This is a genomic window from Synechococcus sp. RS9902, assembly GCF_014279635.1.
Lineage (GTDB): Bacteria > Cyanobacteriota > Cyanobacteriia > PCC-6307 > Cyanobiaceae > Parasynechococcus.
The window spans coordinates 2,195,868-2,216,142 of record NZ_CP047949.1 but is presented as its reverse complement, the minus strand read 5'-3'; the positions used below and the strand labels follow the sequence as shown (position 1 = coordinate 2,216,142).

Genomic DNA, 20,275 nt, shown 5'->3' with positions numbered 1-20,275 from the left:
ACGATGGCAGTCTTGCCCCTCTGCGTTGTGCCGCCAGTGCTCCCCCGTGTTGCCGTTGTGATGGGCAGTGACTCTGACCTGCCCACCATGGAACCCGCCGCCGCCATCCTGCGCGAGTTGGGGGTGGATGTGGAGGTTCGGGTGCTCTCGGCCCATCGCACCCCCTTGGAGATGGTGAACTTCGCTCAATCGGCCCGGAGTCAGGGCTTTGGGGTGATCGTCGCCGGCGCCGGCGGGGCGGCCCATCTCCCCGGCATGGTGGCCGCCCTCACCACGCTGCCTGTGATCGGCGTTCCGGTGAAAAGCCGGGCCCTGTCCGGGGTTGATTCCCTCCACTCGATCGTGCAGATGCCGGGGGGGATTCCTGTGGCCACCGTCGCCATCGGTGGGGGCCTCAATGCCGGTTTGCTGGCGGCGCAGATCCTTTCGGTGGCCGACGCTGACTTGGCCCGGAAACTTGAGGATTACCGCAGCAGCCTCCACGATGCTGTGGTCGCCAAGGATGCGCGCCTGGTTGATCTGGGCAGCACGGATTACCTCTCCCAGATGACTTCATGAGTGTTCCCGTTCGTTCCACCCTGCGATCCACGCTGCTTTGGGCGGTGGTGCCGGCGGCCATCGTCTATGCGGTTGCCCTGGTCTGGAGCGGAGCTGAGGGCATCAGCGCCAAGCTGGTGCTGAAGGACTTGGCCCAGTCCTGCAAGGCCCCTCTCGGGGAAGGTTTCCTTTCCAGCGTGGGCTACCTGCTCTGGATGGCGGCGGCGGCCATTGCTTTGTTTGCGGCGTCCACCCGGCAGATCCAAGGCTCCGTTCTGAACCGTCAATTCGCCTTCTGTGGGGGTGGTTTCTCGCTTTGGCTCTGCCTCGACGACATGTTTCTGGTGCATGACCGCTACCTCGGTGAGGCGTTCCTTTACATCACCTACGCCTTCTTCACCGGGTTGCTGTTGTTCCGCTTCCGTGGTCCCCTGCGGCGCTTCGGTGGCGACACCTTTCTGGTGTCCGTGGTGTTGTTGGGCCTGTCGGTTCTGACCGATGCCCTCCAGGGGCTGTGGCCGAATTCCTATGAGACGGTGCAGATCTTTGAGGAGGGATTCAAGTTCCTTGGGATTGCCGCCTGGCTCAGTTTTTGGTGCCATTACGTCAGTTCCGCCTCCAAGCTGGCCGCCCTTGAGCAGCACTGATCGATTCGCGTCATCGCCTCGATGACGTCCTGGCCGGCCTGGTTGCGGCTTGGTCTTCTGCTGCCAGTGCTGGGCTTGAACGCCTTTGTGCTGAAGCTTTTGCTGGTGCAGTTCGCCCCATTCCCCGGGCTGTTCCTCACCGCGGCTTTAATCGCCTTTTTGTTGGACCTGCCCTGCCGCTGGCTCGCGCAACGGGGTCTTCCCCGCGCCTGGGCCATCGTCAGCGTGGTCCTGGTGACCCTGGGGCTTCTGGTCTGGGCGGCTGTGGCCCTGGTGCCGCTGCTGATCGAACAGCTCAGCCAATTGCTCAGTGCCTCGCCGTCTCTGCTCACGGCGGCGGAGCAGTGGATCGATCGGGGTCAGCTCTGGGCGCTGGACCATGGCCTGCCGGCTGATTTCGCGGACCTCAGCAGTGATCTGGTGGCCCAGTTCAGCCGTCTGGCGACGCAGTTGAGCCAACGCCTGTTGGGCCTGCTGGGCGCCACGGTGGGCACCACGATCAATGTGGTGATCGTGCTGGTGCTGGCGGTCTTCCTGCTGCTTGGGGCGGATCCGATCGTCGATGGTCTGGCCCGCTGGCTGCCCGACCGTTGGCGGGATCTGGTGCAGACGACCCTCGAGCGCACCTTTCGGGGCTATTTCGCCGGTCAGGTGGTGTTGGCGCTGATCCTCAGTGGTGGTCAGCTTCTGGTGTTCACTGCCCTGAACATTCCCTACAGCGTCTTGTTCGCCGTGCTGATCGGCTTCACCACCCTGGTGCCCTATGCCAGTGCCGTGTCGATCGTCTCGGTGAGTGCGGTGCTGGCGGTTCAGGACCCCCGCACAGGCCTTGAGTTGCTGGCCGCGGCGATTGTGGTCGGTCAGATCGTGGATCAGGTGATCCAACCGCGGCTGATGGGCAGCATCGTGGGGTTGCAACCGGCCTGGTTGCTGATCGCCTTGCCCATTGGGGCCCGGGTGGGCGCTCTCTATGGCGTGGGGGATCTGCTGGGCCTGCTGTTAGCGGTGCCGGTGGCCAGCTGCATCAAAACCCTGGCGGATGCCGCTAAGTCTGGCGACGGCGAACTCAGGTCGCCGGAAACTCCCCCCTTTACCTAGAGCGCTTTAAATTGTAGGAATTAAGAACTTTTACCGAATCGACTTGGTGTTAATTGTAATCTAAAAGATATAATTTTATTTTGTCAATTTACTCTGTAGTAGCCAGTTGCTTCTGGATTCTTTTGCTGTGTCGCTTCGTTATAGAAACATTTACCACGAATGCTGTTGGCGGCGCTCCTGGTAAATTGTTCAACATCTTTGCGGATGCAGCGAGGAAAACATTAATTGCTAAGTACAATATTTTTTAGGGCTTCCTGCCCATGTGCCTTTTGATTTCATGTACGACGATGCATTGTGGCCTTGTTTCAGAATGCTATATACATATCTTGGTTTTCTTTGGGCACGTATCGTGACTTTTTTCTTAGACTAAGTGGAGCACATGTGTGAAAAATTGTAATGCCAGCTATATTTATAAAGAGTGCTTTATCTGTAATTTGAAATCACCGAGATTTAAATAAATCCAGGACCAAAACGATTTTCTAGAAATTTCTCTTCGACGTCGAGCTCATTTCTAAATACATTTAGGGTTGTTTCGTCTAAAGAAATCTTTTTGGTAATGTGTGATGGTTTGTCGAATGATTTGTATCCTTCAAAGGGCGCTAAGTCTAAAAAATTTTCTACCTTTTTGAGTAATTCTAGAGGTTGTGCTTTCAGGTGGTTAAACGAAAGATATAGTAAATTGCTGTGAGGCTCAAAAACGCTATCATAGTTTTTAATGTGAGAAGAGTATTTGGATTTATTAATAGCTTCGGCTATAGCTGTTTGAGAATCAAATCTCTTACCTTTTTTTAAAGCTATCTCAGCGGAATGCCTGTAACCGCTAATAGCTCTTTCCAATGGGTTTCGTATTATGTAGATAAATTTAGACGACTTCATTGCGCCATGCATGTAGCGAATATTTTGTAGGGGCATCGCCCCATAAGCTGGAGTAATATCAACTCCTATTTTGCCGGACTCATTGCCATGAGTTAGTATTTTTTTGTAATCTGAGATATCAAATAGCCCAGACGTTATTATTTTACGAGCGACAATTGTTGCGAAGTTGATCTGATTTTTTTTTAGTCTATTTTTAAATGTTCGGATGCGCTGCGCATTAAGTTTAATCGATAGTAATTCAGATGAATCGTTGATTGGATCTTTTAATTTGTCAAAGAAGTGCAGCTCTTTAATGCCTGGTTGAAAAACATTTGGATGCTGAAATATCATGTCAGCCAGCCATCGTGTTCCAGCTTTTTGGGAGCCTACGCAAATAAGTGAAATCAATTTAACCGCATAACTTTACAGATGTTATCATTATCTGCAGTCTTGCGCAAATGTTTCTCCAAAAAAGACTTTGATGAAATCATTTTGCTTCTCTGTTAGCTGCTGAAGTTTCTCGTGCATATAATCACTAAGAATATATTTTTGAGTTATGTGCGATGCCTTGTTTGGCTCTTTGGGGTAGTATTCGCTAACCCCTAAATAGTTATAGATCTTACTGAGAAAGCTTTTTGGGTTCGCTTTAAGCTCACCAAAAGGCAAAAAGAGAAAATACTTCTCTAAATCAACGTGTTTGGAGTATGTTTGTATTATGTCTGAATAATTGCCGCGATTTAATGTATCATTTTTGATCCAATTATCAAATTCTTTAGTAAGTCGAGCCTCGTCGACAGCGATCTCCTTGAATTTTCTGCTAATTGCCATTCTCCACTGGCTCACAGCACGCTCGTATGGGCTTCTTATGATAAATAAGTATTTGCATTCTGGTAGTAAATTAGTCATGTACTGAACATTGGCTTCTGGCATAGATGCATACGCTGGTGTAATTTCCCATGAAAGGCGTCCAGAAGGGCGATTGCTGAAAAGGGTGCGGTAATCATCCAACGAAAATATCTCTTTACTTCGTGCGACCAATTCTTTCGGAATTTCTTTGTGCCCCTGAGCATGCATTTGACGTAGTTTTGTTAATAGTCTTGTTGCGGATTTCTTGTTTAAGCTATTGGTCTCAATTGATAAGCGATCGAAAAAATGAATTTCCTTAATTCCTGGGTTCCAAAGATCTGGGTGTGAGGCTAGCGCATCAGCCAGCCATGTTGTTCCCGCTTTTTGAGCGCCAATGCAGATAAATTGTGGAAGATCTGAGTGATTTTTTTCGAGCATTAGTTGTGAATGGATGTATTTTAAAGGGATTGGCTAAAGAGTTCTTTGTTGAAATTAATATCTTCCAAGGCGTTGGATTTACTGCAGATAGCTTCGATTTGATGATGCATTTTAATTCGATGATGGAAGCTTGGGTGAGCATATTTTAATTCTCTTTCTGCTAGTTTGTAAAGTTCTGATGTTGAAAATAAATCTTTTCGTTTCGGAGATGCATTTTTTGATGGAAATTTAATGTTTTTGCAAAATAGATTGGAGAAAAGCTTCTCAAGCTTGTGGATATATTTAATTGGGACGACTATGTCGACGTCTAACTTGTCTTTACTTGACTGAAAAAACCACTCATCATGGTCTTTTTTCATTTCTTGGCGGCACCATTCTGAGAAGTCGGTGTTACCAAGGTATCTTTTCGAATTTTTTATTTTAAGTTCAGGTCTAGAGCGATATGTATACCAGCTAATTAGTTTTTCGATTGGGTGGCGTGTGGTGCAAATCTTAAGTAGTTTTTCGCAAGAATGATATTGCCTGAGCAGCGTTTCCCAGCTTGTGAAATCTGAAGGTTTTAGGTGCTTCCCATCTCGCGTGCCATTAATGCTTATTTCACAAAGCGGAGACAGTCCTGCTTCAATCGAAGTCGTCCCGCACTTTGGATTAGAGAAAAATACAAATTTTTTTTTAATGCTGATTAACATTTATTCCTTGGCCCAGTAATGTTTATTGGTTTTTGTTTCTCCTTCGCTTGAGGTTCGCTGCTGTGCTTGGGTTCGCGGTAAGTCATTGGATTAGCAGTTCAGATGCGATTGCTTAAAGAAAATGATTAATGATTTGTTCGTTGGATTGAAGTTAAAAATGCCATAATTTTAACAAGGCGAAGGTTGAGGACTTGCGGTCGTAACGTGTTAAAGGGGTGCTTTGATTGAGTGTGTTATTGGATTGTTATGTTTGAAGTTCAACGCAGCTTGTTTGTGAAAGTTGGATAAATTGCCTGTAATTGGATTATGTTTGCGAAATTATGTTTTTTTGTTGTAATGCTTTGATGACGAGCTCTACAGAATCAGCCAGCTCTTGCTTGCCTGTATCGATCTTTAACTCTGGATTCTCCGGTGCTTCGTAGGGGCTGGAAATGCCTGTGAATTCTTTGATCTGGCCTGCCCGTGCCTTAGCATAAAGACCTTTGGGGTCACGGGATTCGCAAACCTCGAGATCAGCGGCACAGAACACCTCGAGGAAGTCACCGTCATCCACCAAGTCCCGGGCCTTGTCCCGGTCGGCACGGAAGGGGGAGACAAAGGCTGTCAGAACGATCACACCTGAATCCAGGAAAAGTTTGGCCACTTCTCCAATGCGGCGTATGTTTTCTTCACGGTCGGCATCGGAGAAGCCCAGGTCTTTGCATAGACCATGGCGGATGTTGTCGCCATCCAGCACGTAGGTGGCAAGACCTCGCTCAAACAGCGCTGCGTTCACGGCATTGGCCAGGGTGCTCTTGCCGGAGCCGGATAGTCCGGTGAACCAGAGGATGACGCTGCGGTGTCCGCGTTGCTTTGCACGCTCGTCGCGGCCCACGGAGGCCTCATGCCAGGCGATGTTGGTGGACGCACCCTTGTTGGTGAGTTCTCCGTATGTCTGGCTTGTGGTCATGGCCTCAGCATGAACTGACGGCCATTATTCCCTACCTTCCAGCGCGTTTCGGCCGATATCCCTCCTTGCTGAGCAGCTCGAGCGCCAGATCCACCTGATCTCCTTGCAGTTCGATCACGCCGTCCTTGGCGGTCCCGCCACTGCCGATGCGTGTTTTGAGCTTCTTCAGCAGCACCTTGAAGCCCGCAGTATCCAGCTCCAGGCCCCGGATCACCGTCACGGTTTTGCCCCCTTTGCCACCACGGGTGGGCTGCACCCGCACCATTTGCTGCGCCTTGGTTGTGGGCTCCGCCGCAGGGCCGCTCGGTCGCTGCAGGCCCTCGGCACTGCTGAATTCTTGCCAGCCTCCCTTCGGCATCCACCCGTCGCAACCGGGTTGCATTGTCGATGACCGCCCATGCGGCGCCCCATGGCGTGACCGCCTGCTTACGCTGAGCCGACGCTCCGCCGTGGATCCGTGACCAGCACCCTGCCCAACGCCAGTACTCCGGATCCCTCCAGCCTGCAGCCAGCGGTGCGCCCCGGTGCCCATGGCCGCTTTGGACGGTTCGGTGGCCAGTACGTGCCCGAGACCCTGATGCCGGCCCTGGCGGAACTGGAGCAAGCGGCGGCTCAGGCCTGGAACGATTCCGCCTTCACCGCTGAGCTCAACCGCCTGCTTAAGAACTACGTAGGGCGCGCGACACCGTTGTATGAGGCCGAGCGTCTCACCGCCCACTACCGCCGCGCCGACGGTGGCCCCCGCATCTGGCTCAAGCGGGAAGACCTGAACCACACCGGTGCCCACAAGATCAACAACGCCCTGGGGCAGGCCCTGCTGGCCCTGCGCATGGGCAAGAAGCGGATCATTGCCGAGACCGGTGCGGGGCAGCACGGCGTCGCCACGGCCACGGTCTGTGCCCGCTTTGGCCTGGAGTGCGTGATCTACATGGGCGCGGAAGACATGCGTCGTCAGGCTCTAAACGTCTTCCGCATGCGCCTGCTGGGCGCCACGGTGCAACCGGTGACGGCCGGCACCGCCACCCTCAAGGACGCCACCAGTGAGGCGATCCGCGACTGGGTGACCAACGTCGAGACCACCCACTACATCCTTGGATCTGTTGCTGGTCCGCACCCGTACCCGATGTTGGTGCGGGACTTCCATGCCGTGATCGGTGAAGAGTCCAAACAGCAGTGTCAGGACGCCTTCGGCCGGCTGCCCGACGTGCTGATGGCCTGCGTTGGCGGTGGCTCCAATGCCATGGGCCTGTTCCATCCCTTTGTTCAGGACACGTCTGTGCGGCTGATCGGTGTTGAGGCCGCCGGTGATGGTGTGGCCAGCGGTCGCCACGCCGCGACGATCACCGAGGGCCGAGCCGGTGTGCTGCACGGCGCCATGAGCCTGCTGCTGCAGGACGGCGACGGTCAGGTGATGGAGGCCCACTCCATCAGTGCAGGTCTCGATTACCCCGGAGTGGGGCCGGAGCACAGCTACCTGCGGGAGATCGGGCGTGCTGAGTACGCCGCCGTCACGGACCAACAGGCCCTCGATGCCCTGCGCCTGGTGAGTGAGCTGGAGGGCATCATTCCGGCCCTGGAAACCGCCCACGCCTTCGCCTGGCTTGAGCAGCTCTGCCCCACCCTTGCCGATGGAACGGAAGTGGTGATCAACTGCTCCGGCCGCGGCGACAAGGACGTCAACACCGTGGCGGAGAAGCTGGGGGATCAGCTCTAAGAAGCGGACCTCAGGCCAGCAGCAATTCCAGGTGGCGGGCCACCCGCTGCACGGCAGCGTGAGCCGTGGCATAGGCCATCCGCATCGGCCCCACCAGGGCCACATGGCCAAGCCCCTCCTTGCAGCGGTAGGGCGCCTGAACCACGGCACAGGCCTCCAGGGCCGGCTGCGGATGTTCGTCCCCGATCCACACCCGTGCGGATTCACCACGGCTGATCAAAGTGGCAGGTTGGTCATCGATCAGTTCCAGCAGCGGCCGAAGGCTGGAGGTGCTTTCAAATTCCGGTTCACTCACCAGCCTGGAGAGGCCATGCACCACCACCTGTGTGGAATTGGCGGGGGTGGGCTGCTCAAGGGCGTTGCGAAGCACAGTGCCGCTGCGTTGCAGCTGCCTGGGCAGTGCGTCCCAGTTCAGGTCGCCCTCCTCGAGCTGGGCCGACGCCCAGCGTTCCATCGCGGTGAGTTCGGCTTCAGCCCCGTGGGGCAGACGCAGGTTGAGGTGGCTGGCGCGGCCATTGGCTTCCACCAGCATCACCAGCAGTCGATCACCGCTGGGCACCAAACGGATCGTCTCCAGTTGCTGGTTCTCCTGCTGCGGTTGGGTGATCAGGCTCATCAGACCGGTGAAATCCGTCAGCCGCCGGGCCAGATGCATCAGCAGGTCGTCCAAACCGGCCCAACGAAGACTCAGGCCGGTGAGCTCCCGTTCCAGGTGTTGAACGGCGATGCCGGGTTCCGGCAGCAACGCGTCCACGTAGTGCCGGTATCCCATCGGACTGGGAACGCGTCCGGCGGAGGTGTGGGGTTGATGCAGCAGTCCCCGGCGCTCAAGCGCCCCCATGGCGGAGCGAACGGTGGCGGAGCTGGCGGGGATTCCGAAGCGTTGCACCAGGGTGCGGCTGCCCACCGGCTCCATCGTGTCGACGTAGTGGTGCACCGTCGCCTGAAGCACCTGTTCTTGCCGAAGGGACAGGGGCTTGCTCATCAGTAGCGGGGAACGCTGGGATCCGCCTGAAGGCTCCAGGCATCAATGCCTCCCTCAAGGTTCCACACCTCAAGGCCCCAGGGCTGGTCCAGCAGCCACAGGCCGAAGTGGTAGCTGCGCACGCCGGCATGGCAGACCACCACGACGGGTTGAGCGGGGTTGAGGTCGTCCTGCAGTGTTCCAAGCCATGCATTGGATTGGCTCAGGGGGCGGTGCAGCACCGCACCCGGGAAGGCAGCGATCGCGAGCTCAGCCTCCTCGCGCACATCCACCAGTTGCGGTGAAGGTCGCTCGCTTTGCAGCCATTGCTGCAGTTCAGAGGCTTGGATTGGTTGTGGTTGTTGGGATTGGCCCATGGCGCCATTCTGCGGTGATGGACAAAGATGAGGCGATCCGAGACCGCCGGCCCATGAAGGCCCGCCCCTTCCTCAGCGCTGCCGGCGCTGTGCTGTTGTCGCTGATTTTGCTGGCCGCTGGCCTGCTCTGGACCATGAACCGCCAGAGCCCCCTGCAGTTGGCAGAGCAGCCGTTGCATCTGCCTCGGGCGGCCCGTTTTGTGCCCCGGGATGCTGACTTGTCCCTCCATTGGTTGGCCGATCCAGGACGGTTGCCGGCCTATGCCCAGGCCGTTGCCCCTGCCTCCCAACGCCGCGATGCCCGTGATGGCGCCCGGCAGTGGCGCGAAGGCGTCTTTGCCTTGGCGGGTCTCCAATTTGATCTTGAGCTGGCGCCTTGGCTTGGTGAGGAGGTCAGTCTCACCCTCACCGATGGGGATTCCAACACCGGTTGGGTGTTGGCTTTGACCAGTCGGGATGACGACGGCGCCCGGCGCTTTCTGCAACGGTTCTGGCAGACCCGCAGCCTGGCGGGCACCGACCTGCAGATCAGCAGCTACCGCGGTATCGGTGTGATCAGTGGCCAGGGGGCGTTGGTGGGGCATGACCCCCAACCCCTGGCTACCGCCTTAATTGACGACGATCTGCTGCTCGTGGCTTCGGGCCGTGGTGTGCTGGAGCAGGCCCTTGATGTCTCCCAGCTTCCGGATCAGCATCAGCTGGGGGATCAACGCCTGCAACGTCAGGTGGCTGAGCTCGGCGAAGGCGTGGCTCTGCTCACGGCATCTCCCCATGCCCTTGAGCATTGGCTGCAGCTTCCGCAGCTGGTGGCCCAAAGGGACGATCTGAGCGGACTCGTGGCATCACTGCGACCAGAGGGTTCAACCCTGGCGTTGGATGGGCGCCTCGGGTTCCGGCAAGCCCTGGGCACCGACCCATGGCCTGGGCTCACGGATCTGACTGCTTCGGCTGGTGGCCATGCCCGCTGGCTGGCTCAGCTTCAGAGTCCAGCCCGTTTGTTGGATCCCAGCGAAAGCCATCCGTTGGCCCAATGGTTCGCTCCGTTGCTAGCGCAGCGCTTGGCGGACCAGCCTGCGGCCGATGCGGTTGTTGGGGCTGATGACGGCCCTCTCCTCTGGCAGGACCAACCCGAGGGCTGGCTGCTGGCCACCCGGCCGCAAAGCCCCGCCAGGGATGCGGTGGATGCGCGTCTGCAGGAGCAGGGATTGACCCGTTCTGAGCTGGACGGCGATGGCGAGGTGTTGAGCGTGTGGACGCGGCTGGTGCGCCAGCGGGGACGCCAGCCGGGGGTGGACGCTCAATTGGCCGTGGCTCAGGTTCGCTCGTCTGCGTTGAACTGGTGGGGGGAGTCCTTGATGGCTCTTTCGCAGCGCCAGAACGGGCGTGCCCTCCAGCCTCGCTTGAACCAGTGGAAGGAGCTCACAGCGTCCTCCCAGCCCGCGCAGGCCCTTCTGCTGGCGGATGAGCCGGCCCGCGCACTGTTGGGGCAATGGCGGCCCTGGGCCCTGCTGCAGGTGATGGCGGGGCGGCCGCTTCAGGATCAGGTCCGCGGCCTTGCGGTGGCTGTGGACGTTGATCGTCAGGAGCAGGCTGGTACCGAGATTCCCTTGCATGCCCGGCTCGAACTCGGCTGAACTGGTTCTGTTACGGCATGGCATCGCCGAACCCCGCCATGCGGGCCAGGACCATCCGGATCGACCCCTGACCGCCGCTGGCCGTCAGCGAACCCAGCGGGTGATGGCGGCCCTGGTGCAACGAGGGCTGCGGTTGGATCGCTTGCTGTCCAGCCCTTATCGCCGGGCTCTGCAAACGGCGGAACTGGCGTTGGAGGCAGGGCTCGCTTCTGAACTCGCGGTGGATGAGCGGCTCCAGCCGGGAGGGGACCTCAACATGCTGGTGACCGCCTTTGATCAACGGCTTGGCTTGGTTGGTCATGAGCCGGATCTTGGTGATCTGGCCTGTGGTCTTCTCGGGTGTGCCCCGGGTGCCCTGGTGCTGAAGAAAGCCGGCGTGATTCAGCTGCGTCGTTCCGCGGGCCGGTGGCAGTTGAAGGCCTTGCTTCGGCCAGCACTGTTGATTGACGATTTAAGTTGCTGTTAGAGGCAATCAGGCGGTGGCCCAGCAGCAGACAGGCGACCTGCGCCATGCGCGGACCGGGATCGAACTGCGTCCAGGCCTGGATGGCGTGCCGGCCACCCAGTCGGCGATCTGCGACATCGATGGAGAGCAAGGGCTGCTCACCTACCGCGGCTATCCGATGCAGGATCTGGCGGCCAACAGCAGTTTTCTGGAAACGGCTTACCTGCTGATCTGGGGAGAGCTGCCCAGCCGCGACCAGCTGGCGGAGTTTGAGCACGCGGTGCAGATGCACCGGCGGGTCAGCTTCCGGGTGCGGGACATGATGAAGTGCTTCCCGGCCAGCGGCCACCCGATGGACGCGCTGCAGTCCAGTGCCGCTTCCCTGGGGCTGTTCTATTCGCGCCGGGCGATCGACGACCCGCAGTACATCTATGACGCGGTGGTGCGGCTTATCGCCAAGATCCCCACGATGGTGGCGGCCTTTCAGCTGATCCGCAAAGGCCAGGACCCAATCCAGCCCCGGGACGATCTGGCCTACTCCGCCAATTTCCTCTACATGCTCACCGAACGTGAGCCGGATCCCCTGGCGGCGCGGATCTTTGATCGTTGCCTGATGCTCCATGCCGAGCACAGCCTCAACGCCAGCACCTTCAGTGCCCGGGTCACCGCCAGCACCCTCACCGACCCCTACGCTGTGGTGGCTTCAGCCGTGGGCACCCTGGCGGGCCCACTCCATGGCGGCGCCAATGAAGATGTCCTCGCCATGCTTGAGCAGGTGGGCAGTCCCGAGAACGCTGGCGCTTTCCTGGATGAAGCCATCGCGGCCAAGCGCAAAATCATGGGCTTCGGCCACCGGGAATACAAGGTGAAGGATCCCCGTGCCGTGATCCTGCAGGCCCTGGTGGAGGAGATGTTCGCCAGCTTCGGCCATGACGACCTCTACGACGTGGCCCGGGCGATCGAAGCAGAAGCAGCGTCCCGTCTCGGTCCCAAAGGCATCTATCCCAACGTCGATTTCTATTCGGGCCTGGTGTACCGCAAGCTCGGCATCCCCAGGGATCTGTTCACGCCGGTCTTCGCCATCGCCAGGGTTGCCGGCTGGCTGGCCCATTGGCGGGAGCAGCTCGGGGCGAACCGGATTTTCCGGCCTTCGCAGATCTACTCCGGATCCCAGCCACGCTCCTGGATGCCCATTGAGGAGCGCGTCTCGGCTCCGGCCGCCTAAGTTGCACCCACTTCCGTCGACACCATGGTGAGTCCGGGACTGGACCTGGAATTGAGCTTTAGCCAGGCCCTGCAAGGGTTTGGCTTCTCCCCGGAGGTGGCGAGGCTGCTTTGGCTGCCGCTGCCGATGCTGCTGGTTCTGGTGGCTGCAGTGGTGGGTGTGCTGGTTTCGGTGTGGCTGGAACGCAAGATTTCTGCCGCTGTCCAGCAGCGAATCGGTCCGGAGTACGCCGGTGCCCTGGGCGTGCTTCAGCCCTTGGCCGACGGCCTCAAGCTGCTCGTCAAGGAAGACATCATCCCGGCGCGGGCCGACAGCCTGCTGTTCATCCTCGGCCCGGTACTGGTAGTGGTGCCGGTGATCATTTCCTGGCTGATCATTCCTTTCGGCCAGAACCTGCTGATCAGCAATGTGGGCGTGGGGATCTTCCTCTGGATCGCCTTCAGCAGCATCCAGCCGATCGGCTTGCTGATGAGCGGCTATGCCTCCAACAACAAGTACTCGCTGCTCGGTGGGCTGCGGGCCGCGGCTCAATCGATCAGCTACGAGATTCCCCTGGCTCTGGCGGTGCTGGCCATCGTGATGATGACCAACTCGCTGAGCACGGTCGACATCGTGGGTCAGCAGACCGGTGCCGGCATCTTGAGCTGGAACATCTGGCGCCAGCCAGTGGGCTTCCTGATTTTCTGGATCTGTGCCCTGGCCGAGTGTGAGCGGCTGCCCTTCGACCTTCCCGAGGCTGAGGAAGAGCTGGTCGCCGGCTATCAGACCGAGTACGCGGGCATGAAGTTTGCTCTCTTCTACCTGGCGGGTTACATCAACCTGGTGCTCTCGGCCGTCCTGGTCAGCGTTCTGTATCTCGGTGGTTGGGGCTTCCCGATTCCTGTGGAGTGGCTGGCCGGCTGGTTGAACCAGCCCATCGATGCCCCCGTGGTGCAGGTGATCACGGGCACCGTTGGCATCGTGATGACGGTGCTCAAGGCCTATCTGCTGGTGTTCGTGGCGATCTTGCTGCGCTGGACCACCCCCCGCGTGCGAATTGACCAGCTGCTCGATCTCGGCTGGAAGTTCCTGCTGCCCCTGTCCTTGGTGAACCTTCTGGTGACAGCAGCCCTCAAGCTCGCATTCCCCGTTGCATTCGGCGGCTAGGTTTTCCTACTTAGGATTTCCTCGCTCCCGGCTCCGCTTCGTTCTCTCCCCTTCAGACCATGTTCGGCTTTCTCAAACAGGTCGGTGATTACACCCGGGATGCAGTCGATGCAGCCCGGAATCTGGCCCAAGGCTTTTCGGTCACCTTCGACCACATGCAGCGCCGTCCGGTCACGGTGCAGTACCCCTACGAGAAGCTCATTCCTTCCGAGCGTTATCGGGGCCGGATTCACTACGAGTTCGACAAGTGCATCGCCTGTGAGGTGTGCGTGCGGGTCTGCCCGATCAACCTTCCGGTGGTCGATTGGGTGATGAACAAGGCAACGAAGAAGAAGGAGCTGCGCAACTACTCCATTGACTTCGGCGTCTGCATTTTCTGTGGAAATTGCGTCGAGTACTGCCCCACCAACTGCCTCTCGATGACGGAGGAGTACGAGCTGGCGGCTTTTGATCGCCACAGCCTCAACTACGACAACGTGGCCCTCGGACGCCTTCCCACCAGCGTCACCACCGACCCCTCCGTTGTTCCCCTTAGGGAACTCGCCTATCTGCCAGCGGGCGAGATGGATCCCCATGGTGTTGCCGCCGATCGTCCCCGGGCTGGTCAGCTGCCGTCTCAGGTGTTGGAGACCCTCACCCCTCCTGCCAAGTCCTCTGCCAAGAATGAGGGACAATCCTCCAGTGAGGCCAAGGAGGGCGACGCATGACCATCGCGACAACCACCGAGCTGATCTGTTTTCTGGTGCTGTCCGCCGTTGTGGTGATCGGCGCCCTGGGTGTGGTGCTGCTAAGCAACATCGTCTATTCCGCCTTCCTGCTGGGCGGGGTGTTCACCGCCGTTGCAGGGCTTTACCTGCTGCTGAACGCCAGTTTCGTGGCCATGGCCCAGATCCTGGTGTATGTGGGCGCGATCAACGTGTTGATCCTGTTCGCAATCATGCTCGTCAATAAGCGGGAAGATCTCAAGGCCATCGCCAATCTCACCACGCGCCGTGTGGTGTCAGCCGGCGTTTGCGCCGGTCTGCTCGCGTTGCTGGTTCGTGTTGTTGTTACCACCCCCTGGTCGCTGCCCGGTCCTGCCGCCGTGGGTGAGGAAGCCACGGCCCGCATCGGTGAACACCTGTTCACCGATTACCTCTTGCCCTTCGAGGTGGCATCGGTGCTGCTGCTGATGGCCATGATCGGCGCCATCGTCTTGGCCCGTCGTGATGTGCTGGCCACCGATGTGGTCACCGGTGAGGATGCCGATCAAGGCCTGATTGAGAAGGCCCGTACTCCCCTGCTGATGAATCGAGCGGACTGATGAGCGATTTCCTTGCCACGCTTCCCTCCCTGCAGGCCTACCTCCTGGTGGCCGCGATGCTCTTCTGCATCGGCGTCTGGGGTTTGATCAACAGCCGCAATGCGGTGCGCGTGCTGATGAGCATTGAGCTGATGCTCAATGCCGTGAACATCAATCTGATGGCCTTCTCATCCTTCGTGGATGGTGATCTGATTCGCGGCCAGGTCTTCGCTGTGTTTGTGATCACGGTGGCTGCCGCCGAGGCAGCTGTCGGTCTGGCGATCCTGCTGTCGCTTTATCGCAATCGCGTTACCGTCGATATGGAGCAGTTCAATCTGCTGCGCTGGTAACTCCCGCACACCTGGGTCATGCGTCTCGATCAGGTCTGGGTGATCTATCGGGCCGACAGCCAGCCTGCCCAGCGTGAAGCCCGTCAATGTGCCAAGGAGCTGAAAGCCCTTGGCTCCCATGTGGTCACGGCGATGTCAGGGCCGCGGGTGAATCCTTTCCCTGGCCTGCTTGCTGTTGAGGAGTCGTTGCCCGACCTGGCTTTGGTGCTGGGGGGGGATGGAACGGTACTGGGGGCTGCCCGCCATCTGGCGGTGCATGACATCCCGATCCTCAGCATCAATGTGGGAGGTCATCTGGGTTTTCTCACCCATGATCGGCGTGTGTTGCGCGGCGATCAGATCTGGCAACGCCTTCAGGACGATCAGTTCGCGATCGAACGGCGCATGATGCTTCAGGCGATGGTGGATCGCCGCTCCGCTGAAGACCGAGCGGCTTCGCCGGGGCCGTTGCAGCAGCCGGATCTCGAAGACGATGAAGAGCACCACTGGGCCTTCAACGACTTCTACCTGCGGGCCTACCGCGATGAAATCTCGCCCACCTGCACCCTGGAGCTCGAGATCGATGGGGAAGTGATCGACCAGGTGCGTGGTGATGGTCTGATTCTCTCCACGCCCACGGGGTCCACCGGGTACGCCCTAGCGGCAGGGGGACCGATCCTTCACCCCGGCATCGATGCCATCATCGTTGCCCCGATCTGCCCGATGAGCCTCTCCAGCCGAACGCTGGTGGTGCCGCCCCGGGCCAGGTTGGCGATCTGGCCCCTGGGGGCTGGAGATCACCGCATCAAGCTGTGGAAGGACGGTGTGGGCTGCACGGTGCTGGAGCCCGGGGAGTGCTGTGTCGTTCAGCAGGCGCGCCACCATGCCCTGATGGTGTTGCTGAATCAAAGCCCGTCGTATTACCGCACCCTCTCCCACAAGCTGCACTGGGCGGGAAGCCTGCACGCGGCGCAGCCCTCGCAGAATTGAGCCATGGCCCTTGAGATTGAACGGCGCTTTCTGGTGCGGTCGGACGCCTGGCGCAGCAGTGCCGGTCCCGCACAGCCGCTGCGTCAGGGTTATCTGGCCGCTAGTGCCGACGGTGTGACGGTGCGGATGCGCCTGCGCGGATCGGATCAGGCCTGGCTCACCCTGAAGGCGGCGGCTGATGCCGTTGGTCTGGTGCGCCACGAGTTCGAATACCCGATTCCCGTGGCGGACGCCGAAGCCCTCTGGGATCTGGCGCCGCACCGCCTGGACAAAGTTCGCTACGCGCTGGATTGCCCTGGTGGTGACTGGGTGGTGGATTGTTTCCAGGGAGAGAACGCCCCCTTGGTGCTGGCGGAGGTGGAGCTGGCATCGGCCCAAGCGGAGCTCCGGATTCCGCCCTGGTGCGGCGAGGAGATCACCGGGGAATCCCGCTGGAGCAATGCGGTGCTGGCCCAGCATCCGGTTCAGTCCTGGCCCGAGGAGCAGCGTCGAGGTTTTGGCTGGCCCTAAGGCCGGACTGGATTTGTCTTCAGATTTCCTTTAGCTTTGAGGAATTCTGATTGGTGGCTCCTTCCAGTGGTGGGTCTGTACGACACAACTGGAATGCTTCGCTTCGCAGGATCCAGCGTGGAGGCCTGCCTGGAATACGCCACGCTGTTTCAGATCCCTGTGGGGCCCACCTCCCTGCAAAGCCTGCCGGAGCCTGTTAGCTCCACGATCAGGCTGAGGGGGGATCGTGTTCTGGAAGGACGCAACAGTTGAAGCCGTCCCGGCAAATTTTGCCGTTGTCCATGGCCCAATTGAGCAGTGCCACCCGGTTCTTCGAACCGGTTTTGGTGAACACGTTGCTCACATGGTTGTCCACCGTTCGTTTGCTGATGGTGAGACGGTCAGCGATTTCCTGATTGGTCAGCCCTTCGGCCACGAGCTCGATGATCTCGATCTCCCTGGCAGAGAGGGAGATCTCCAGAGGATCGGTACCGTCGAGGGAGGACATGGGCGACCACCGTTGGGATCATGCTAGTCCGGACGGCCGGTCTGATCCTGCATAGTGGGCCGGTGAAATGGAACGAGATTTGAGCACGGCGCTGCAGCGCGCAATTGAGGCCGGGGATCAGGTGCTCACGGCCGAGGTGATGCCTCCCCGCGGAGCCGACTCCTCCCACATGCTGGCCATGGCCGCATCGCTGCAAGGCCGTGTTCATGCGGTGAATGTGACCGACGGCAGTCGGGCCGTGATGCGGATGAGCAGCCTGGCCTCCTGCAAGTTGCTGCTTGAGGCCGGTCTCGAGCCGGTGTTGCAGATGGCCTGCCGGGACCGCAATCGCATCGCCCTCCAGGCAGACCTGCTCGGGGCCCATGCCTTGGGCATCCGCAACCTGTTGTGTCTTACAGGTGATCCAGTGCGGGCGGGCGATCAAGCGGATGCTCGGCCGGTGAATGAGTTCGAGTCGGTGAAGCTTCTGCAGCAGGTGGACGCCCTCAATCGGGGTGTGGATCCCGTGCAGGGCGCCTTGCCTGATGGGGCAACCGCGCTGTTTGCCGGGTGTGCTGCCGACCCGCAATCGAGGAGCTGGAGTGGTCTCCAGCGCCGGTTGCAGCGCAAGCAGGCGGCGGGAGCCCGCTTTGTTCAAACTCAGATGGTGATGGACCCTGAAGCGCTCGAGCGCTTCCAGCACGAACTGGCCGGCCCCCTGGGTCTGCCCGTTCTCGCTGGGGTGTTTCTGCTGAAGTCAGCCAAGAATGCCCAGTTTATCAACCGCGTTGTGCCGGGAGCCTGCATCCCCGATGCGTTGATCCATCGGCTGGAGTGTGCCGAGAATCCCACCATGGAGGGTGTGGCCATCGCCGCTGAACAGGTGCAGCGCTATCTCGGCATCGTTCGTGGCGTGCACCTGATGGCAATCAAGGCCGAGGAGCGCATCCCGTTGATCCTGGATCGCGCCGGACTCAGCTCGCTGCCTGGGTGAGGTCGGTGCCCAGCAGCTCCGCCATGGCTTTCTGCTGTGGGGAAGGCTCCACCAGGTCCTGACGACGGGCATCGGTGATCAGCCAGTCGAGCGAGGCTTCTTGCAGATCGAAGTGATCACCGTCCTTGCCCACGCAGTAGCGGCCGAAGACCAGCTTCTCGAGCAGCTGCACGCCGGGGCCGATGCGCGAGTAGTCGAAAATGATCGAGTTGTCGACCGTGGCGCCCTCACAGATGTGGCAGCTGGGGCCGATCATGGTGGGCCCAACGATCGTTGCGCCATCTTCGATCTTGGTCATGCCGCCCACGTAGACCGGGCCGGTGACGTTGATCTTGTCCCAATTGGCGGCCACATTCAGACCGGTGTAAACCCCGGGGCGCACCTCCTTGCCGGGGATGCCCACCTGACGAACGTCACCCATCAATACGCTGCGGATGGCTTGCCAGTAGTCGGGAACCTTGCCGATATCCACCCATTCGAAATCCATCGGGATGGCATAGAAGGGTGCACCGAGCTCGGCCAGTTTCGGGAACAGATCCGAGCCGATGTCGAAGGACTGACCCGAAGGGATGTGTTCAAAGATCTCCGGCTCGAAGATGTAGATGCCGGTATTGATCGTGTCGCTGAGGGCTTCGTCGACGCTGGGCTTTTCCTGGAAGCTTGAAATTCGGTTCTGATCATCGGTGACCACAACGCCGTAGCTGCTCACCTGATCCTTGGGGACCCGTTTGGTGACAAGGCTGGCGATCGCACCCTTCTCCCGGTGCAGCCGTACCGCTTCGCTGAGATCGAGGTCGATCAGCGCATCGCCGCAGAGCACCACGAAGGTGTCGTCGAAGAAGTGCTGGAAATCCTGGATTTTTTTGAGTCCGCCAGCAGATCCCAGGGCACTCCCGATCAGTTCGCCGTCTTCAATCCGTCCTTCAAAGCTGTAGGCAATTTCAACCCCGAAACGCTGGCCATCCCGGAAGTAATTTTCAATTTCTTCGGCCAGGTGGGAGACGTTCACCATCACTTCGGTGAAACCGTGCTCCTTGAGCAGTTCCAGCAGAAATTCCATCACCGGCTTCTGCAAGATCGGAATCATCGGCTTGGGGATCACATGGGTGATCGGTTGGACCCGCGTCCCCTTACCAGCCGCCAGAATCATCGCCTTCATTGGCGTTTGGTCGGGTCAATACAAGGTAGTGACCATAGACCGGGTCTTAGGCCGCAACGACAGTCCGGGTCGGCGGCGGATCTGGCACCTGAAGGCTGCGGATCGGCAGTTGCGTTGCAGTGCCACTCGCGGGGATGAATTTCAGCCGCAGCGGTCCGTGGAGCCAACCCTCCTGCTCCAGCTCAACCCGGCCCTGGGAGGAGAGAAACAGCAGGGCCCAGAACACCCCCACCCGGTCACGGTCCAAGTCCGCGGCGGCGTCCACCTCCCACTGATCCACCAGTTGATCGAAGCCCACCCAGTCCAGGGCGGTCTCCCAACCGTTCAGAAACACCCCCAGTGCTGCGGTTGTTTCCGGCAGCTTTTCGCGGTGGGCCAGTCCGGCCACCTGGGCGATGGCTTCACGGTTGCTGTAGCGCTTTTGGCGTTTGCGGCGGCGTGCCTCGAGTTCGTCTGATTCCAGTTGCTCGGCAATGGTTTCCAGCTGTTCGATCAGCTCCCCGAGGGTGACGGGGCGACGCAATGGCGGTGGCGCCACGGGCCGCCGCTGCAGATGACGTTCCGGCCGTCGGGGCAGATCAAAGGCCGGATCCAGCCAACCTTGCTCATCGAAGTCGGCGTCGAAGTGATCTTCGACTTCGGGCGGTGGCGGCAGCATGCTGGTCTCGAGCATCTCCGCTTTGAGTCCCACCAACACCGAGGCGGCCAGAAAGGCTTCGCTGCTGTCGGCTAGGTCCCGCTCGTAGCTGCCGCCCCGTCCGGCCAGGGCGGCCGCCACCTGCCCGGGAACCTCGATGCGTTGCCGGAGTTGATCCAGAAAGCCGTCGATGACGGCGATCACATCCACATCCCAGGGATCCAGATCCCCTCGCTCCGCTGCATCCTGCAGCAGCCGAATCGCAAGGCGGGCTCCAGCATCAGCGCCGTCGTTGGGGGCCACCTGGAGCAAGTCAATTCACCCTTTTCCGGCAAGGTATCGGT

The 20,275-nt window shown here is 59.2% G+C and carries 24 protein-coding genes; 14 read left to right on the top strand and 10 right to left on the bottom strand.

Annotated elements, in window-relative coordinates; all coding sequences use genetic code 11:
* Nucleotides 1–3 precede the first annotated feature (3 nt).
* Genes purE through SynRS9902_RS12250 form a run of 3 tightly spaced genes read left to right on the top strand, consistent with a single transcriptional unit; the run spans nucleotide 4 to nucleotide 2,282 of the window.
* On the top strand, nucleotides 4–558 hold the full coding sequence (gene purE / locus SynRS9902_RS12260; RefSeq protein ID WP_186509321.1) for a 5-(carboxyamino)imidazole ribonucleotide mutase: 555 nt from the start codon (nucleotides 4–6) through the stop codon (nucleotides 556–558).
* Nucleotides 555–1,184: an oxidoreductase gene (locus SynRS9902_RS12255; protein WP_186509320.1), complete on the top strand. Its 630-nt coding sequence runs from the start codon at nucleotides 555–557 to the stop codon at nucleotides 1,182–1,184. The genes purE and SynRS9902_RS12255 overlap by 4 nt, the downstream gene beginning before the upstream one ends.
* A 21-nt stretch (nucleotides 1,185–1,205) precedes the next feature.
* On the top strand, nucleotides 1,206–2,282 hold the full coding sequence (locus SynRS9902_RS12250) for an AI-2E family transporter (protein WP_186509319.1): 1,077 nt from the start codon (nucleotides 1,206–1,208) through the stop codon (nucleotides 2,280–2,282).
* A 450-nt stretch (nucleotides 2,283–2,732) separates the two neighbouring features.
* On the opposite strand, the gene SynRS9902_RS12245 is transcribed toward SynRS9902_RS12250, so the two are convergent.
* From SynRS9902_RS12245 to SynRS9902_RS12225, 5 genes are all read right to left on the bottom strand, one after another.
* A complete protein-coding gene (locus tag SynRS9902_RS12245; protein ID WP_186509318.1) occupies nucleotides 2,733–3,545 on the bottom strand; it encodes a sulfotransferase domain-containing protein in 813 nt (270 codons plus the stop codon).
* 30 nt (nucleotides 3,546–3,575) lie between these two features.
* A complete protein-coding gene (locus SynRS9902_RS12240) occupies nucleotides 3,576–4,421 on the bottom strand; it encodes a sulfotransferase domain-containing protein (protein WP_186509317.1) in 846 nt (281 codons plus the stop codon).
* A 20-nt stretch (nucleotides 4,422–4,441) separates the two neighbouring features.
* On the bottom strand, nucleotides 4,442–5,110 hold the full coding sequence (locus SynRS9902_RS12235) for a sulfotransferase family 2 domain-containing protein (protein ID WP_186509316.1): 669 nt from the start codon (nucleotides 5,108–5,110) through the stop codon (nucleotides 4,442–4,444).
* A gap of 304 nt (nucleotides 5,111–5,414) precedes the next feature.
* Nucleotides 5,415–6,059 (bottom strand): adenylyl-sulfate kinase, encoded by a 645-nt coding sequence (gene cysC / locus SynRS9902_RS12230; protein WP_186509315.1) that lies wholly within the window; start codon nucleotides 6,057–6,059, stop codon nucleotides 5,415–5,417.
* Between the two features lie 31 nt (nucleotides 6,060–6,090).
* Complete coding sequence (locus SynRS9902_RS12225) at nucleotides 6,091–6,417, bottom strand: translation initiation factor (protein WP_186509314.1); 327 nt, start codon at nucleotides 6,415–6,417, stop codon at nucleotides 6,091–6,093.
* A gap of 99 nt (nucleotides 6,418–6,516) precedes the next feature.
* Between SynRS9902_RS12225 and trpB the strand changes: the two genes are divergently transcribed.
* On the top strand, nucleotides 6,517–7,773 hold the full coding sequence (gene trpB / locus SynRS9902_RS12220) for a tryptophan synthase subunit beta (RefSeq protein WP_186509313.1): 1,257 nt from the start codon (nucleotides 6,517–6,519) through the stop codon (nucleotides 7,771–7,773).
* 10 nt (nucleotides 7,774–7,783) lie between these two features.
* Here the strand turns inward: trpB and hrcA are convergent, their stop codons facing one another.
* The gene (gene hrcA / locus SynRS9902_RS12215) at nucleotides 7,784–8,758 is read right to left on the bottom strand and encodes a heat-inducible transcriptional repressor HrcA (protein ID WP_186509312.1); all 975 of its coding nucleotides are present in this window, start codon (nucleotides 8,756–8,758) and stop codon (nucleotides 7,784–7,786) included.
* Nucleotides 8,758–9,114, bottom strand: coding sequence for a rhodanese-like domain-containing protein (locus tag SynRS9902_RS12210; RefSeq protein WP_186509311.1), 357 nt, complete (start codon nucleotides 9,112–9,114; stop codon nucleotides 8,758–8,760). Before SynRS9902_RS12210 ends, hrcA begins: the two co-directional genes overlap by 1 nt.
* Nucleotides 9,115–9,167: 53 nt before the next feature.
* Here SynRS9902_RS12210 and SynRS9902_RS12205 point away from each other — a divergent pair, with 53 nt between their 5' ends.
* The 9 genes from SynRS9902_RS12205 to SynRS9902_RS12165 are packed head-to-tail and all read left to right on the top strand — an operon-like array spanning nucleotide 9,168 to nucleotide 16,675.
* Entirely contained in the window at nucleotides 9,168–10,748 is a 1,581-nt protein-coding gene (locus SynRS9902_RS12205; protein ID WP_255446138.1) for a DUF3352 domain-containing protein, read from the top strand.
* Nucleotides 10,726–11,214 carry a phosphohistidine phosphatase SixA gene (gene sixA / locus SynRS9902_RS12200; RefSeq protein ID WP_186509309.1) on the top strand — a complete coding sequence of 163 codons (489 nt, stop codon included), beginning with the start codon at nucleotides 10,726–10,728 and terminating at the stop codon, nucleotides 11,212–11,214. Before SynRS9902_RS12205 ends, sixA begins: the two co-directional genes overlap by 23 nt.
* 13 nt (nucleotides 11,215–11,227) lie before the next feature.
* Nucleotides 11,228–12,418, top strand: coding sequence for a citrate synthase (locus SynRS9902_RS12195; RefSeq protein WP_006850123.1), 1,191 nt, complete (start codon nucleotides 11,228–11,230; stop codon nucleotides 12,416–12,418).
* A 27-nt stretch (nucleotides 12,419–12,445) separates the two neighbouring features.
* A complete protein-coding gene (gene nuoH / locus SynRS9902_RS12190; protein WP_186510656.1) occupies nucleotides 12,446–13,564 on the top strand; it encodes an NADH-quinone oxidoreductase subunit NuoH in 1,119 nt (372 codons plus the stop codon).
* Between the two features lie 59 nt (nucleotides 13,565–13,623).
* Nucleotides 13,624–14,271, top strand: coding sequence for an NAD(P)H-quinone oxidoreductase subunit I (ndhI, locus tag SynRS9902_RS12185; RefSeq protein WP_115009924.1), 648 nt, complete (start codon nucleotides 13,624–13,626; stop codon nucleotides 14,269–14,271).
* A complete protein-coding gene (locus tag SynRS9902_RS12180) occupies nucleotides 14,268–14,867 on the top strand; it encodes an NADH-quinone oxidoreductase subunit J (protein WP_186509308.1) in 600 nt (199 codons plus the stop codon). The genes ndhI and SynRS9902_RS12180 overlap by 4 nt, the downstream gene beginning before the upstream one ends.
* Nucleotides 14,867–15,196, top strand: coding sequence for an NADH-quinone oxidoreductase subunit NuoK (nuoK, locus tag SynRS9902_RS12175; protein ID WP_038552705.1), 330 nt, complete (start codon nucleotides 14,867–14,869; stop codon nucleotides 15,194–15,196). The genes SynRS9902_RS12180 and nuoK overlap by 1 nt, the downstream gene beginning before the upstream one ends.
* Nucleotides 15,197–15,214: 18 nt before the next feature.
* Nucleotides 15,215–16,165 (top strand): NAD(+) kinase, encoded by a 951-nt coding sequence (locus SynRS9902_RS12170; RefSeq protein WP_186509307.1) that lies wholly within the window; start codon nucleotides 15,215–15,217, stop codon nucleotides 16,163–16,165.
* A 3-nt stretch (nucleotides 16,166–16,168) separates the two neighbouring features.
* Nucleotides 16,169–16,675: a CYTH domain-containing protein gene (locus SynRS9902_RS12165; RefSeq protein ID WP_186509306.1), complete on the top strand. Its 507-nt coding sequence runs from the start codon at nucleotides 16,169–16,171 to the stop codon at nucleotides 16,673–16,675.
* A 208-nt stretch (nucleotides 16,676–16,883) separates the two neighbouring features.
* Here the strand turns inward: SynRS9902_RS12165 and SynRS9902_RS12160 are convergent, their stop codons facing one another.
* Entirely contained in the window at nucleotides 16,884–17,162 is a 279-nt protein-coding gene (locus SynRS9902_RS12160; RefSeq protein ID WP_011365335.1) for a helix-turn-helix transcriptional regulator, read from the bottom strand.
* Nucleotides 17,163–17,229: 67 nt separating this feature from the next.
* Here SynRS9902_RS12160 and SynRS9902_RS12155 point away from each other — a divergent pair, with 67 nt between their 5' ends.
* The gene (locus SynRS9902_RS12155) at nucleotides 17,230–18,135 is read left to right on the top strand and encodes a methylenetetrahydrofolate reductase (RefSeq protein WP_186509305.1); all 906 of its coding nucleotides are present in this window, start codon (nucleotides 17,230–17,232) and stop codon (nucleotides 18,133–18,135) included.
* On the opposite strand, the gene SynRS9902_RS12150 is transcribed toward SynRS9902_RS12155, so the two are convergent.
* Both SynRS9902_RS12150 and SynRS9902_RS12145 read right to left on the bottom strand, forming a co-directional pair.
* Nucleotides 18,116–19,294: an NDP-sugar synthase gene (locus tag SynRS9902_RS12150; RefSeq protein WP_186509304.1), complete on the bottom strand. Its 1,179-nt coding sequence runs from the start codon at nucleotides 19,292–19,294 to the stop codon at nucleotides 18,116–18,118. The two genes, SynRS9902_RS12155 and SynRS9902_RS12150, sit on opposite strands and share 20 nt — an antisense overlap.
* 46 nt (nucleotides 19,295–19,340) lie before the next feature.
* Nucleotides 19,341–20,243 (bottom strand): segregation/condensation protein A, encoded by a 903-nt coding sequence (locus SynRS9902_RS12145; RefSeq protein ID WP_186509303.1) that lies wholly within the window; start codon nucleotides 20,241–20,243, stop codon nucleotides 19,341–19,343.
* Between the last annotated feature and the right edge of the window lie 32 nt (nucleotides 20,244–20,275).